Here is a 12,656-nt window from a genome sequence, read left to right as displayed (position 1 = left end):
ATGGCCAAGGCGAAAGCACAGGCACAGGCCGCGAGCGTCCCGGCGTTCTACGTGACGGACGACGAGCACGCCCATTCCGGCGGCTCGACCATGCTCGGCTTCTGGCTCTACCTGATGAGCGACTGCCTGGTCTTCGCAGTCCTCTTCGCGACCTATGGCGTGCTCGGGCGCAACTACGCCGCCGGCCCGTCGGGGGCCGACCTGTTCGACCTCAAGCTGGTCGCGATCAACACGGTGATGCTGCTGTTCTCGTCGATCACCTACGGCTTCGCCATGCTGGCGATGGACAAGGGCAAGCAGGCGCTGATGCAGCGCTGGCTGGTCGTGACCGGGCTGTTCGGCCTCGCCTTCCTCGCAATCGAGCTCTACGAGTTCGCGCATCTCATCCGCGAGGGCGCGACGCCGATGCGCAGCGCCTTCCTGTCCTCCTTCTTCACACTGGTGGGCACGCACGGCCTGCACGTCACCTTCGGCCTGATCTGGCTGACGGTGCTGATGGTCCAGGTCTCGAAGCGCGGGCTGATCGAGGCCAACCGGCGGCGCCTTTTGTGCCTCTCGATGTTCTGGCACTTCCTCGACGTCATCTGGATCGGCGTCTTCACCTTCGTCTACCTGATGGGCGTGCTGAAATGAGCGGTAGCCAGAACCACGCCGAAACCCATGGTGCGCCTGACGACCATGCCCCGCATGGCAGCCTGCGCGGCTATGTCACCGGCTTCCTGCTCTCGGTCGTCCTGACCGCGATCCCGTTCTGGCTCGTCATGAACGACGTGCTGGGGAATGCGACGCTGACCGCGATCGTGATCATGGCTTTCGCGGCGGCGCAGATCGTCGTCCACATGGTCTATTTCCTGCACATGAACGGCCGCTCGGAAGGCGGCTGGAACATGATGGGGCTGATCTTCACCCTCGTCATCGTGGCGATCGTGCTTGCCGGCTCGCTGTGGGTGATGTTCCACCTCAACAGCAACATGATGCCGGACATGCACAGGATGTAAGGCCGGGTCGATGCCGGTCGATGCGGGCGGGCGCAAACGGGGTCGCTTTGCCCGGTTCGCTTTCGTCGTTGCGCTCGGCCTCTGCGCGCTGATTTTCGCCGGGCTCGGCGTCTGGCAGGTCGAGCGCCGGAGCTGGAAGCTCGACCTGATCGCCCGCGTCGAAGCGCGGATTCATGCCGCACCCGTCGCGGCTCCGGGGCCGGCGGAGTGGTCCCGGATCAGCGCCGCGACCGACGAATATCGTCGCGTCGTGCTGCAAGGCCGCTATCTCGATTCGCCGGAGACGCTGACCATGGCAGTGACCGAGCGGGGCCCCGGCTTTTGGGTGATAGCGCCGTTTCGCAGCGATGCCGGCTTCACCGTGCTGATCAATCGCGGCTTCGTTCCGGAGGATCGGCGCAGCGCGAGCGAGCGGCGTGCGACTGGCACCGGCGATATGACGGTGGCCGGGCTGCTACGTCTGAGCGAGCCCGGCGGCGGCTTCCTGCGCAGCAACGATCCCGTTGCCGGGCGCTGGTATTCCCGCGATGTCGCCGCGATCGCCTCTGCGCGCGGGCTGGGCGAGATCGCGCCCTATTTCGTCGATGCCGATGCCGCGACCGAATCCGGCCCGCTGCCGCTGGGCGGCATGACCCAGGTCAACTTCCGCAACACGCATCTGATCTATGCGCTGACCTGGTTCTGCCTCGCGCTGATGAGCGCGGGCGCTGCGATCTTCCTGATCCGCCGGGGAGGGGAGGAGGCGCAGTGAGGCGGCTTCAAACGGGCCCCTTCCTCAAACGAAATCAGGCGCCCGGAGGCGCCTGAGAGCTGTCGGATATCGTCCCGTTCCGGACCTGCCGAAGCGGCGGCCCGCTTACTTCGTGGCGGTGCCGTAGGACTGCCAGCGCTTGAGGAACTCGTCGCGCTTGGCAGCCGCCTCGTCCTCGTCGATGGCGAAGACCTTGACGCTTTCCATGGCCGGCAGCTCGACATGCTTGGAGACGTCGATGTCGCTGCGGCTCGGGCGGCGGAAGGCGTTCTCCAGCAGGGCGATCTGGGCTTCCTTCGACAGCATCAGGTCATAGGCCGCCTTGGCGGCGGCGCCGGCCGGCGCCCCCTTGACCAGGACCTGGAACTCCGGCGTCGAGAAGGTGCCCTCGGCCGGATAGAGCAGCGAGATCTCGCGCTGGCCGCCGGCGACATAGGCATAGGCGTTCGACTCGAAGGTCAGGCCCATGGCGTATTCGCCCTGGCCGACGGCGCGCAGCACCGTCGAGGCGGCGCTGGAGACGGTCAAGTTCGCGGCGAGGGCCTTGAGGCCTTCCGGCCCCATCAGCTTGTCGACGCCCCAGAGGATGGTGAAGGCGGTCGAGCTGTTGGCGGGGTCGGCGATGATGATCTTGCCCTTGAAGGCGGGGTCGATCAGGTCCTTCCAGGTCTTGGGCGCCGGCTTTCCACCAAGCTGGTTCTTGTTGATCATCGCCACGACGAGATGGACGTTCGAGGCGGTCCAGAGGTTCTCCGGGTGGCGCAGCGCGGCCGGAATGGCGGATGCGGCTGGCGAGGCATAGGATTCGAAGAGCTGCTTGAAGGCGCCGAGCGTGTTGGCGCTGGAGCTCCAGAAGATATCGGCCTGGGGCTTGGCGGCTTCGGCCTCGATGCGGCGCAGCAGCTGGCCCGAGCCGCCGGTGATCGTGCTGATCTTCAGGTTGGGTTGCTTCTCCTTGGCGACGCCGAGCACGGCATCGACGGATTGCGCGTTGTTGGAGGTGTAGAGCACGACGGTGCCCGAGGCGCTCTGCGCGAATGCGGGCGCCGCGGCCATGCCGGCGAGGCCGGCGAGCACGGTGCGGCGGTCGATCAGGTGGGTCATGGTGGTTCCTTTCATTCCGCCTTCCCCTCTGAGCGCGGGCGGCAGGCGGCGCCGGCCCGGCCTTGTTGGTTCGGTTCGTTCAGCTCTTCGATGAGAACAGATCGATCTTGAAGACGCGGGTCGCGACGATGATCGGGATCAGGATCACCGCGACCAGCACGAGGCCATAGGCCGAGGCCGGCGCCATCAGGTTGGAGTCGATCAGCTTGTAGATCTGGATCGGCATGGTCTCGCGGCCGCCGGAATAGACGATGATCGAGGCCGAGAGCTCGGCGACGGTGGTCGTCCAGGTCAGCACCGCGGCGGCGGCGACGGCCGGCAGCATCAACGGCAGCACGACTTTGAAGAAGGTCGCGACCGGCGGCACGCCGAGGCTGATCGAGGCCTCCTCGATCGAGTTCGGGATGTTGTAGAGCGTCGAGGATGAATTGCGGATGCCGAAAGGCAGACGGCGCACGATATAGGCGAGCACGATGATGCTGGCCGTGCCGGTGATCGGCAGGAAGCCGGTGTTGAAGGACATGATCAGGCCGATGCCGATGATCGTGCCGGACAAGGCCAGAGGCAGCGCCGTCAGGTAGTCGAGCGCGGGCGTCAGGATGTTGCGCTTCTTGACGATGAGGTAGCTGACGATGGCCGAGAAGGTGATGCCGATCGCGGTCGCGACCGCCGAGTAGATCAGCGTATTGATCACCGGGTCGGGCGCGATCTTCACGAGCCGCTCGACATGGGCCGTGGTCCATTCGCCCCAGCGCATCACCGGGCCGCGCGAGACGGTGAAGGCGCCGATCACGATCGATCCGAGCGGCAAGAGCGAGACGATGACGAGGAGCCCGGCTGAGAGGCCGATAACGAGGCCGGGCAGGCCGCGCAGCTTCTCGGCCCGCGCGCCGCGGCCCTGCGTCACCTCGTGGCGACCGCGCGAGACGATCCAGCGCTGGACGAAGAGCACGATCATGACCAGCGCGATCGAGACCGTGGCGAGCGTCGACTGCATCACCGGGTCGGAGCCGCCCTCGGCGACGGCGGCCTGATAGGTCAGGACCGAGAGCAGCGGCACGCGGCTGCCGAGGATGGTGGCGGTGGCGAAATTGCCGACGACCAGCGTGAAGACCAGCAGCGCGCTCGCCAGCACGGAGGGCAGCACCACCGGCAGCATGACGTTTAGGCGCGAGCGGGCGGGCGAGGTGCCGAGGCTTTGGGCTGCCTCCTCGAGCTGGACGTCGAAGCCGCGGATGGCGGCGAGCGTGCCGATATAGACGTAGGTGTAATAGGTGAAGGTCATCACCGTGATCAGGCCGGGCCAGCCATAGAAGCTCGGCATGTCGATGCCGTGCCCGCCGAGCCAGCGGGTGATGAAGCCGTTATTGCCGAGCATCATCAGCCAGGTCTGGGCGGCAATGACCTCGGGGATGACCAGCGTGATCAGCGGGAGAACCGCGACGATGCCCTTGCCGGGAAAGTCGAACCGCGCCGTGAAATAGGCCAGCGGCACGCCGATCAGCGTCGTGGTCAGCGTCACCGCGATGCCCAGGACCACGGTGTTGACGATGGCGGCGACATATTTGGGATCGCCGGCCAAGGTCACCCAGCCGTTGCGGCCGCCGCTGCCGATCGAACCGGTCAGCACATTGAGCAGCGGATAGAGCAGGAAGACGGCCAGGATCGCCAGCGCCAACGCGGAGAACCAGAACCAGACCGAGCCGAACTGGCGGGTCATGACGCGAGCACCAGTGTGCGGACGGGGTCGAAGCCGAGGCCGACGGTGGCGCCGGGTTCGAAGCGGTCATGCGCGCCGCTCTGCAGGTCGACCGCAAGCACGCGGCCGCTGTCGAGCGCGACCTTGTAGCTGGTCTTGCCGCCGAGATACTGGCGATGCGCGATCCGGCCGGGCAGCGTGCCGGCGGTGCCGGGCTCGGCCAGCAGGATGTCCTCCGGGCGGGCGACGAGCGTCGCCTTGCCGGCGGCGAGGGCGGCCGGTGCGCGGGCCGCAATCGCGATGCCGTCGAGCGCGATCGTCGCGGTCTCGCCGGCCTGGCGAGCCGCGGTCTCGACAGCGATGATGTTGGCGCCGCCGACGAAATCCGCGACATAGCCGGTGCGTGGCTCGCGGTAGATCTGGGCGGGGGTGCCGACCTGTTCGAGCCGGCCCTGGTTCATCACGCCGATCCGGTCGGACATGGCGAGCGCCTCCTCCCGATCATGGGTGACGAAGACCGTGGTGATCTTCGCCTCGCGCTGGAGCTCGACGATGGTTTCGCGGACCTGCAGGCGGAGCTTGGCGTCGAGATTGGAGAGCGGCTCGTCCATCAGCAGCACTTTCGGCTGGATGACGAGGGCGCGGGCGAGCGCGACGCGCTGGCGCTGGCCACCGGAGAGCGCGGCGGGATGGCGGGCGCCGAGATGACCGAGGCCGACGCGCTCCAGCGCTGCCTGGACCTTGGGCTTGATCGCACTCTCCGCCAGCTTGCGGGCGCGCAGGCCGTAGGCGACGTTGTCGAAGACGGTCTTGTCGGGGAAGAGCGCGTAATCCTGGAAGCACATGCCGATATCGCGCTTGTGCGGCGGCAGATGCGTCACCTCCGTGCCGCCGAAGCGCATATGGCCGCGCTCGGCTGGGACGAAGCCGGCGATGGTGCGCAGGAGCGTGGTCTTGCCGCAGCCGGACGGGCCGAGCAGTGTGAAGAACGAGCCCGGCTCGATCGTCAGCGCGAGCCCGTCGATGACGCGCTGGCCGCCATAGGCGACCGCCAGATCCTCGATCGCAATGCCCATCTCGTCGTCCCCTCCAACTGAAAGCTCCGGCGGATCGGCGCCGTCTCGGAGCGAATGTTCTGTAGTCGGCTTAGCGCTTCATCGCGGTCTCGACGAGCCCCAGCATCTCGCGATGGCGGGCCGGATCGCCGGCCGCCATGATGCGCTTGCCCGTCTGGTGGTCGATCGGCCGTCCGTCCCAATCGGTGATGACGCCGCCGGCGCCTTCGATGATCGGGCGGAAAGGCGCGAAATCCCAGAGCTTCAAACGCGTGTCGAAAGCGGCATCGGTGCGCCCGCTCGCCAGCAGGCCGAAGCTCATGCAGGCTCCGCCCCAGATGCGCCAGGCCGTGGCGGCGCGCATGGCGTCGAGCGCCGGGGTCTCGTCGGCGTCGAAGAAATCGGGGTTGCTGGCGGACAGGATGGCCTCGCCGAGCGCACCGCAGGCGCGGGTGCGGCAGATGCCGCCGTTATGCGTGGTGGGGCTGCCCTTGACGCCGATCCAGCGGTCGCCGGTGATCGGGTGGTCGATGATCCCCAGGATCGGCTCGCCCTCCCGCATCAGCGCGATCAGCGAGCCGTAGACCGGCAGGCCGGCGATGAAGGCGGCAGTGCCGTCGATCGGATCGAGCACCCAGACGAGATCGGCATCGCCATCGGAGGGAGCCTCTTCCTCGCCGATGATGCCGTGGCTCGGAAAGCGGTCAGCCAGCATCTCGCGCATGCGCCGCTCGATGCGGGCGTCGAGTGCGGTGACGAAGCTCTTGTCGGATTTGACCTCGACATCGGGGCGCACGGTCGCTGCCTCGCGCAGGATCGCGCCGCTCTCCGACGCCAGCCGAAGGGCGAAAGCCAGCCACTCGTCCTGATGATTCCCGGCGTGCATTCGCCATCCCCATTCACTCTGAAGGTGGCTTAGCATTTGTGGATATTTGTGGCAATGTGTATTTATGTGTAAATTTGGGGGGCGTTGGTTGTGCGCCGCCATGAGCGGTGCCATGAACATTTCGGAGGAGGCGATTGCTCATGTGGCAAGGCGATCGAAAGCAGCGCATCGGCACGCTTCTCGAGACGTTCGGTAGCGTCTCGGTCGAGCGGCTCGCCCAGGAGTTCGATGTCTCCCACGAGTCGATCCGCCGCGATCTCGTCGCGATGGAGCGCGATGGCCGCTTGCGTCGCATCCACGGTGGTGCGGTCAGCCTTCCCGCTGAGCAGGACGCATCCTACGGAGCCCGTTCTGCGGTCCGGCTGCAGGAAAAGCGCGCCATCGCGCTGGCCGCGCTGGCACTGATCAAGAGCGGTCAAACGCTGTTCCTCGACGGCGGCACCACTACGGCGGCGCTGGCCGAGGAATTGAAGAGCGTTCCCGAGCTCAACATCCTCACGAACTCGCTGCAGGTCGCGACGAGCATGGCCTCGACCCAGCAGAGGATGGGCAGCCGCGTCTTCCTGCTCGGCGGCGCCATCGTGCATGAGCCGCCGGAGACCGGCGGTGCATCCACGATCAACGACATCTATCGCTTCAAGGCCGATGTGGCGCTGCTGTCGCCCTTCGGCGTCGACGTGGATGGCGCGGCGACCAATTTCTTCGAGCACACCGCCGAGATCGCCCGGGCCATGGTCGCCAATGCGGCGAGCGTCGTGCTGATCGCCGACCATTCCAAGATCGGCGTCACGAGCCGGGTCCGCTTCTGCGAGCTCGATCGGGTTTCCGCGATCGTGACCGACAGGAAGGCGCGGAGACTGCCGGCGTTGGCCGCGCTTTCGAACGTCGTCGGGCGCGTCATCGTCGCCGATGGCTAGGGTATCCGACCGAAGTGCTCTGCCGAAGTGAAGCGGGCTGCCGAGCCTGCCTCACACCACGACGAAGCCGTGGGCGAAGGGGTCGCGATCGTCGATGAAGATCGTATTGTAGCCGGTCATCCGGGCCCAGCCGGCGATCGAGGGGATGATCGCCGGGCGGTTGGCCACGGTCGTGGCCGCCTCTACGCGGCCCTTGAACAGCGAGCCGATGATCGATTCATGCACGAACTCGTCGCCGACCGCGAGCTTCCCCTTGGCGGCGAGCTGAGCCATGCGGGCCGAGGTGCCGGTGCCGCAGGGCGAGCGGTCGATCGCCTTGTCGCCATAGAACACGGCGTTGCGGGCATGGGCCTCGGGCTTCGTCGCCTTGCCTGTCCATTGGATATGGCTGAGCCCCTGGATCTGCGGGTGCTCGGGATGGACGAACTCGTATTTGGCGTTCAGCGCGGCGCGCAGCTTCGGCGACCAGCCGATCAATTCGCCGGCGGTATGGTCCGCCATGTCCCGGAAATTCTTCTGCGGCTCGACGATGGCGTAGAAATTACCGCCATAGGCGACGTCGACGACGATCTCGCCAAGGCCCTCGACTTCGGCCGTCAGGCCCTCGGCATGGAGGAAGCCCGGCACATTGGTCAGGCGGACCTCTTCGACGAAGCGGCCCTCCTGGCGATAGCTGATATCGACCTTGCCGGCGGGCGCCTCGATCGAGAGCTTGCCCGGCTCGCGCGGGGTGATCAGCCCGTTCTCGATGGCCATGGTGATGGTGCCGATGGTGCCGTGGCCGCACATCGGCAGGCAGCCGGAGGTCTCGATGAACAGCACGGCGACGTCACAATCGGGGCGGGTCGGCGGGTAGAGGATCGAGCCGGACATCATGTCGTGGCCGCGCGGCTCGAACATCAGGCCGGTGCGGATCCAGTCGAACTCGCGCAGGAAGTGGGCGCGCTTCTCCAGCATGTTAGCGCCTTCCAGCCGCGGGCCGCCGCCGGAGACGAGGCGCACCGGATTGCCGCAGGTGTGGCCGTCGATGCAGGAGAAAGTGTGGCTGGCCATGGTCCGACTCTCAGAAGCGCTGCGGTGAGAAGGAAGCGATGTCGATGACTGGGGGCCGATCGGTCAAGAGGTCGGCGACCAGCCGCGCTGTGCCGGCCGATTGCGTCAGGCCGAGATGGCCATGGCCGAAGGCGTAGATCACGCGCGGGGTCGCTCGCGCCCGGCCGATCGCCGGCAGGCTGTCCGGCAGTGAGGGGCGGAAGCCCATCCATTGCACGCCGTCATTGGGCCTGAGGCCGGGCAGGAAGGCGCGGGCCTTGGCCAGCATCGCCTCCGAGCGGCGGAAATTCGGGGGCAGGTCGAGCCCGCCGAGCTCGACGGCGCCGCCGACGCGGATGCCGATCGACAGGCGGCTGACGACGAAGCCATGGCCGCCGAAGGTGATCTGCGTCCTCAGGTCGAAGGCATCGGGCGGCAGCGTCGTGTTGTAGCCGCGCTCGGTCTCGAGTGGGATGCGTTCGCCCAGGCTCCTGGCGATGCGATGGGAGAAGGCGCCGGCGGCCAACACGACCTGCGCGGCCTGTCGCATCTGACCGTTGCGGGCATGGATCGTGACGCCGCCGTCATGCGGCTGCAGGCTCTCGGCCTCCAGCCGTTCGATCGTGCCGCCGCGGGTGCGGAAATGGTCGGCGAGCGCGATCGTGTAGCCCTGCGGGTCGGCGATCGAGTACCAGCCGGGCGTGAAGGTGCCATGGGTGAAGCGCGGCGCGAGGCCGGGCTGGATCGCGGCCATGCCGGCTGCGTCGAGGTGCTGGAAGGCGATGCCGTGCTCCTCGCGGGCCTGCCAGCCGGGCAGGGAGGCGTCGAGTTCGGCCTTGCCTTCATAGACCTGGAGATTGCCGTCCTTGCGCAGCATGGCGAAGGTGCCGGTTTCCTGCAGGAAAGGCTCCAGCTCCGCCTTGGACAGATCCATGAGCGCAGTCTGCGCCATCATGGAATGGGCGACGCGCGCCGGCGAGCATGCCCGCCAGAAGCGGAACATCCAGGGCGTGATCTTGAGCGCATAGGCCGGCGGGACCGAGAGCGGCCCGAGCGGATCGAGCAGCCATTTCGGCGCCTTGCGCAGGATGCCGGGCGAGGCCAGCGGCAGGATGTCAGTGAAGGCGAAGGCGCCGGCATTGCCGGCGGAGGCGCCCGCGGCCGGCCCGGTCTTGTCCAGCACGGTCACCGACAGGCCGCGCCCCTGCGCCGCGATCGCGGCGGAGAGGCCGACCACGCCGGCGCCTATGACGATGACATCGGGACTGGCCATCTGCGGATGCGTTTCGCGAATGCGGGCTTCGTTGTCGATCCGGACCGGGACCGGTCCGGGATACCAGCGTGGATCTGGCCCCCGCGCAGCGGACGGTCTTCCGCCGCGCGAGGCGTATGGTCAGGCCGCCTGCTTGCGGGCGACGTTCGTCTTCGACCAATCGGCATACCAGGCGTCAAACAGCTTGAGCTGGGCCTCGGCATAGCCGCGCTGGCTGTCGCTCAGCGCATCGGTCTCGTTGAAGTGCAGCGCGTATTCCGCATCGCCCTTCAGCACCATCATGTGCTTGAAGAACAGGACGAGGTCCGGGCCCGCATCGAAGGAGGAGAGCACGGCCAGCGCCTGCTCCAGCTCCTGCGCCTGGCGGCGCGCCGTGGCATCGCCGGCGGCCGCGGCCACCGAGAGCTGGCAGAGATGCAGCACTTCCTTCGGCAGGACGTTGCCGATGCCGGTGATCGCACCGGTCGCGCCGCAATTGACGTAGCCATGGACGACGGTGGTGTCGATGCCGATCATCAGCGAGACGTCATCGTCGCGGCTGGTGATGTTCTCGGCCGCATAGCGCATGTCGTCGGCGCCGCCGAATTCCTTGAAGCCGATGAGGTTCGGGTGCTCGGCGCGCAGTGCGAAGAACAGGTCGGCGCGGGTGGCGAAGCCGTAATAGGGGCTGTTGTAGATCACCGCCGGCAGGCCCGGAGCGGCGGTCAGGATCGCCTTGAAATGCGCCTTCTGGGCCGCGATGACCGAGCCGCGCGACAGGACGCGGGGGATCACCATCAGGCCCTTGGCGCCGACCTTCTGGGCGTGGGCGGCATGGGCGACGGCAGAGGCCGTGTTGACCGCGCCGGTGCCGACGATGACCGGGATGCCGGCCTTCACCAGGCGCTCGACGCCTTCCATGCGCTGGGCATCGGTGAGGAGCGGCCAGTCACCCATCGAGCCGCAATAGACCACGGCGGACATGCCGGCGGCGATCAGTTCCTTGCCCTTGCGCACCAGCCCGTCGAAATCGGGCGTGCGGTCCGCCTTGCAAGGGGTCATCAGCGCGGGGATCACGCCGGAGAAAATCTGGGCCTTCATCTCGCTCTCCTTCTGACTGTCGTTCCTGCGGAAAACTCGCCGCCAGAGCCCGACCCGATCACATTGCCATCCGACCGGACGTGCTCTGACGGCGCGCCCCTCTCGAGTGCGTTATAGCGCTTTGCATATTTTTTGTCGACAAGAATTACGCAAGAAAGCTCACAGCGTGATGTCGAGCCTCTCTTCTCCGATCATAAGCTTTTGAATCTGCTGGACGATCTGTTCAGCATGAGCCTTTCCGAGGCGGTCGGCCAAGGCCGTGTCGCGGGCCACGATCGCGGCGATCATGGTCTCGTGCTCGTCGGCGAACTGCTGCGGCAGCCGGTCGTCATAGGACTGGTAGTAGAGCCGCAGGAAGCGCCGCCCCTCGTCGAGGAGGCGGCTGAACAGGCTGTTGAAATAGGGATTGCGGCCGGCATCGGCGATCGCGGCATGGAAGGCGGCGTTGGTCGCGATCATCGCCAGCGCGTCCTGGGCCTTCACCGCGGCAGCGAATTCCGCCTGCCGGGCGCGGATCGCTTCCAGATCCTCCGGCCGGCGGTTCTGGGCGGCGAGCTGCGTCGTCACCCGGTACATTAGGGTCAGCGCGTCGAAGAAGGGCGACATGTTGAGGAAGTCGAGATTGGCCACCATGGTCGAGCGGTTGGGCAGCGTGTCGATCAAGCCTTCGCCCGCCAGCCTCACCAGGGCCTCGCGGATCGGGGTGCGCGACATGCTGAAGCGCTCGGCGAGCTGGACTTCGTCGATCGGGCTGCCGGGCGGCAGGACGAGATCGAGGATCTCGTCACGCAGCAGGTCGTAGACGAATTTGACGCCCGAGCCGCGCTTTCGCTCCGGAACGGCGGCGGCCTTGGCCTTGGTGGCTTTCATGCGGAATCCTCTTGTCGACAAGAGGAATACGGGGCGCGCGGCGCTTGATCAATCGATTACCGGGCGACGGCGACGATGGTCGTATGGCTGGTCCCGGATAGGCAGGTTGCCGGGCCCTGCTCGCGACCGGATCAGCCGCCGGAACCCGTCTCCGCAACGGAGAGGCCGGTGACCCCGTGCCTGGCGATCAGTTGCGCGACGATGCCGCTCTCGATGGCGGCTGCGACGAAGCTCCTGAGATAGTCGAGAGCGACGCCGGAGGCCTTGGGCGTGCCCAGCGCCTGCTGGACCGCCATGAAGCGGCCGGGCAGCATGCGCGAGCCCGGCAGCGTCTTCTCGTCTTCGATCAGCTTGGGCCGCAGGCCCGCGAGCGCGTCGAGTTTCTGGTCGACGAAATGCCTGTAGGCCCCGTCGAAGCCTTCTCCGCTGACCAGTTCGGCCTCCCGGACGTTCCGTTCGAGCCAGAGGCCATAGGCGGTGCGGGCGGCAACCGCGATGCGCCGGCCCGGGCGGTCGACCTCTGCCACCGATCGCAGCTCCGAGCCCGCCGGCACCAGATAGGTCGCCTCGATCTCGGTATAGGCCGGGGTGAAGTCGATCACGGCGGCGCGCTGCGGCTCGGCGCCGACGAGGGCGATGTCCCATTCGTCTCGCTCTGCCGCATCCGCGAGCAGGCCAGGCGAATCATAGGGGACATATTTGAGCGGCAGGTCGAGGCACGCGGCCAGGATCGCCGCCATGTCCGGCGAGACACCGGCCGGGCCGCCATCGGCCGTGCGGCTGGAAACCAGCAGGAAGTTCGACAGATTGATGCCGGCCCGCAGCATGCCATGGCGCGAGAGCGCCTGACGGACCGCCTCGGCCGGCGCCCCGATGATCGCGCTGATCTGCCGGGCTTCCTCGGTCATCACTTCTAATCCTATAAAACAAAAACGCCCCTCCAGGTCTTTGCATGGACGGCGCGCCATAGAAAGCAAGGCGGGCTTTAAAG

Annotated in this window: 13 protein-coding genes; 4 read left to right on the top strand and 9 right to left on the bottom strand. The window is 67.0% G+C overall.

From position 1 onward, the window contains the following. From cyoC to ACFJGT_RS21825, 3 genes are read left to right on the top strand one after another with little or no spacing between them, the layout of a single operon-like run. Positions 1 to 633 (top strand): cytochrome o ubiquinol oxidase subunit III, encoded by a 633-nt coding sequence (gene cyoC, locus ACFJGT_RS21835; protein WP_377842354.1) that lies wholly within the window; start codon positions 1 to 3, stop codon positions 631 to 633. Further along, positions 630 to 998: a cytochrome o ubiquinol oxidase subunit IV gene (cyoD, locus tag ACFJGT_RS21830; protein ID WP_377842353.1), complete on the top strand. Its 369-nt coding sequence runs from the start codon at positions 630 to 632 to the stop codon at positions 996 to 998. Before cyoC ends, cyoD begins: the two co-directional genes overlap by 4 nt. Before the next feature lie 10 nt (positions 999 to 1,008). Next, positions 1,009 to 1,749 carry an SURF1 family protein gene (locus tag ACFJGT_RS21825; RefSeq protein ID WP_377842352.1) on the top strand — a complete coding sequence of 247 codons (741 nt, stop codon included), beginning with the start codon at positions 1,009 to 1,011 and terminating at the stop codon, positions 1,747 to 1,749. A gap of 105 nt (positions 1,750 to 1,854) precedes the next feature. Here the strand turns inward: ACFJGT_RS21825 and ACFJGT_RS21820 are convergent, their stop codons facing one another. The 4 genes from ACFJGT_RS21820 to ACFJGT_RS21805 form a co-directional block, all read right to left on the bottom strand. Continuing rightward, positions 1,855 to 2,868, bottom strand: a complete 1,014-nt coding sequence (locus ACFJGT_RS21820) for an extracellular solute-binding protein (RefSeq protein ID WP_377842349.1) — start codon at positions 2,866 to 2,868, stop codon at positions 1,855 to 1,857. 64 nt (positions 2,869 to 2,932) lie between these two features. Then, on the bottom strand, positions 2,933 to 4,573 hold the full coding sequence (locus ACFJGT_RS21815; RefSeq protein WP_377842346.1) for an ABC transporter permease: 1,641 nt from the start codon (positions 4,571 to 4,573) through the stop codon (positions 2,933 to 2,935). After that, positions 4,570 to 5,628, bottom strand: a complete 1,059-nt coding sequence (locus ACFJGT_RS21810; protein WP_377842343.1) for an ABC transporter ATP-binding protein — start codon at positions 5,626 to 5,628, stop codon at positions 4,570 to 4,572. Before ACFJGT_RS21810 ends, ACFJGT_RS21815 begins: the two co-directional genes overlap by 4 nt. 70 nt (positions 5,629 to 5,698) lie before the next feature. Further along, positions 5,699 to 6,493, bottom strand: a complete 795-nt coding sequence (locus ACFJGT_RS21805; RefSeq protein ID WP_377842339.1) for an inositol monophosphatase family protein — start codon at positions 6,491 to 6,493, stop codon at positions 5,699 to 5,701. A gap of 140 nt (positions 6,494 to 6,633) precedes the next feature. On the opposite strand from ACFJGT_RS21805, the gene ACFJGT_RS21800 reads away from it, so the two are divergent. Next, the gene (locus ACFJGT_RS21800; protein ID WP_377849040.1) at positions 6,634 to 7,410 is read left to right on the top strand and encodes a DeoR/GlpR family DNA-binding transcription regulator; all 777 of its coding nucleotides are present in this window, start codon (positions 6,634 to 6,636) and stop codon (positions 7,408 to 7,410) included. 51 nt (positions 7,411 to 7,461) lie between these two features. Here ACFJGT_RS21800 and ACFJGT_RS21795 read toward each other — a convergent pair whose 3' ends face one another. The 5 genes from ACFJGT_RS21795 to ACFJGT_RS21775 all read right to left on the bottom strand — a co-directional run bounded on the left by ACFJGT_RS21795 (position 7,462) and on the right by ACFJGT_RS21775 (position 12,573). Continuing rightward, positions 7,462 to 8,463, bottom strand: a complete 1,002-nt coding sequence (locus tag ACFJGT_RS21795; RefSeq protein ID WP_377842337.1) for a 4-hydroxyproline epimerase — start codon at positions 8,461 to 8,463, stop codon at positions 7,462 to 7,464. A 10-nt stretch (positions 8,464 to 8,473) separates the two neighbouring features. Further along, positions 8,474 to 9,715 carry an NAD(P)/FAD-dependent oxidoreductase gene (locus tag ACFJGT_RS21790; protein WP_377842333.1) on the bottom strand — a complete coding sequence of 414 codons (1,242 nt, stop codon included), beginning with the start codon at positions 9,713 to 9,715 and terminating at the stop codon, positions 8,474 to 8,476. 120 nt (positions 9,716 to 9,835) lie between these two features. Further along, positions 9,836 to 10,795, bottom strand: coding sequence for a dihydrodipicolinate synthase family protein (locus ACFJGT_RS21785; RefSeq protein WP_377842329.1), 960 nt, complete (start codon positions 10,793 to 10,795; stop codon positions 9,836 to 9,838). Positions 10,796 to 10,954: 159 nt separating this feature from the next. Next, positions 10,955 to 11,665, bottom strand: a complete 711-nt coding sequence (locus ACFJGT_RS21780; RefSeq protein WP_377842326.1) for a GntR family transcriptional regulator — start codon at positions 11,663 to 11,665, stop codon at positions 10,955 to 10,957. 131 nt (positions 11,666 to 11,796) lie between these two features. After that, positions 11,797 to 12,573: a transporter substrate-binding domain-containing protein gene (locus tag ACFJGT_RS21775; RefSeq protein ID WP_377842323.1), complete on the bottom strand. Its 777-nt coding sequence runs from the start codon at positions 12,571 to 12,573 to the stop codon at positions 11,797 to 11,799. Positions 12,574 to 12,656: the final 83 nt, after the last annotated feature.

The sequence above is a fragment of the Allobosea sp. UC22_33 genome, assembly GCF_042700715.1.
Taxonomy (GTDB): Bacteria; Pseudomonadota; Alphaproteobacteria; order Rhizobiales; family Beijerinckiaceae; genus Allobosea.
The sequence above is the reverse complement of the archived record's forward strand: the minus strand, read 5'-3'. Positions and strand labels throughout refer to the sequence as shown.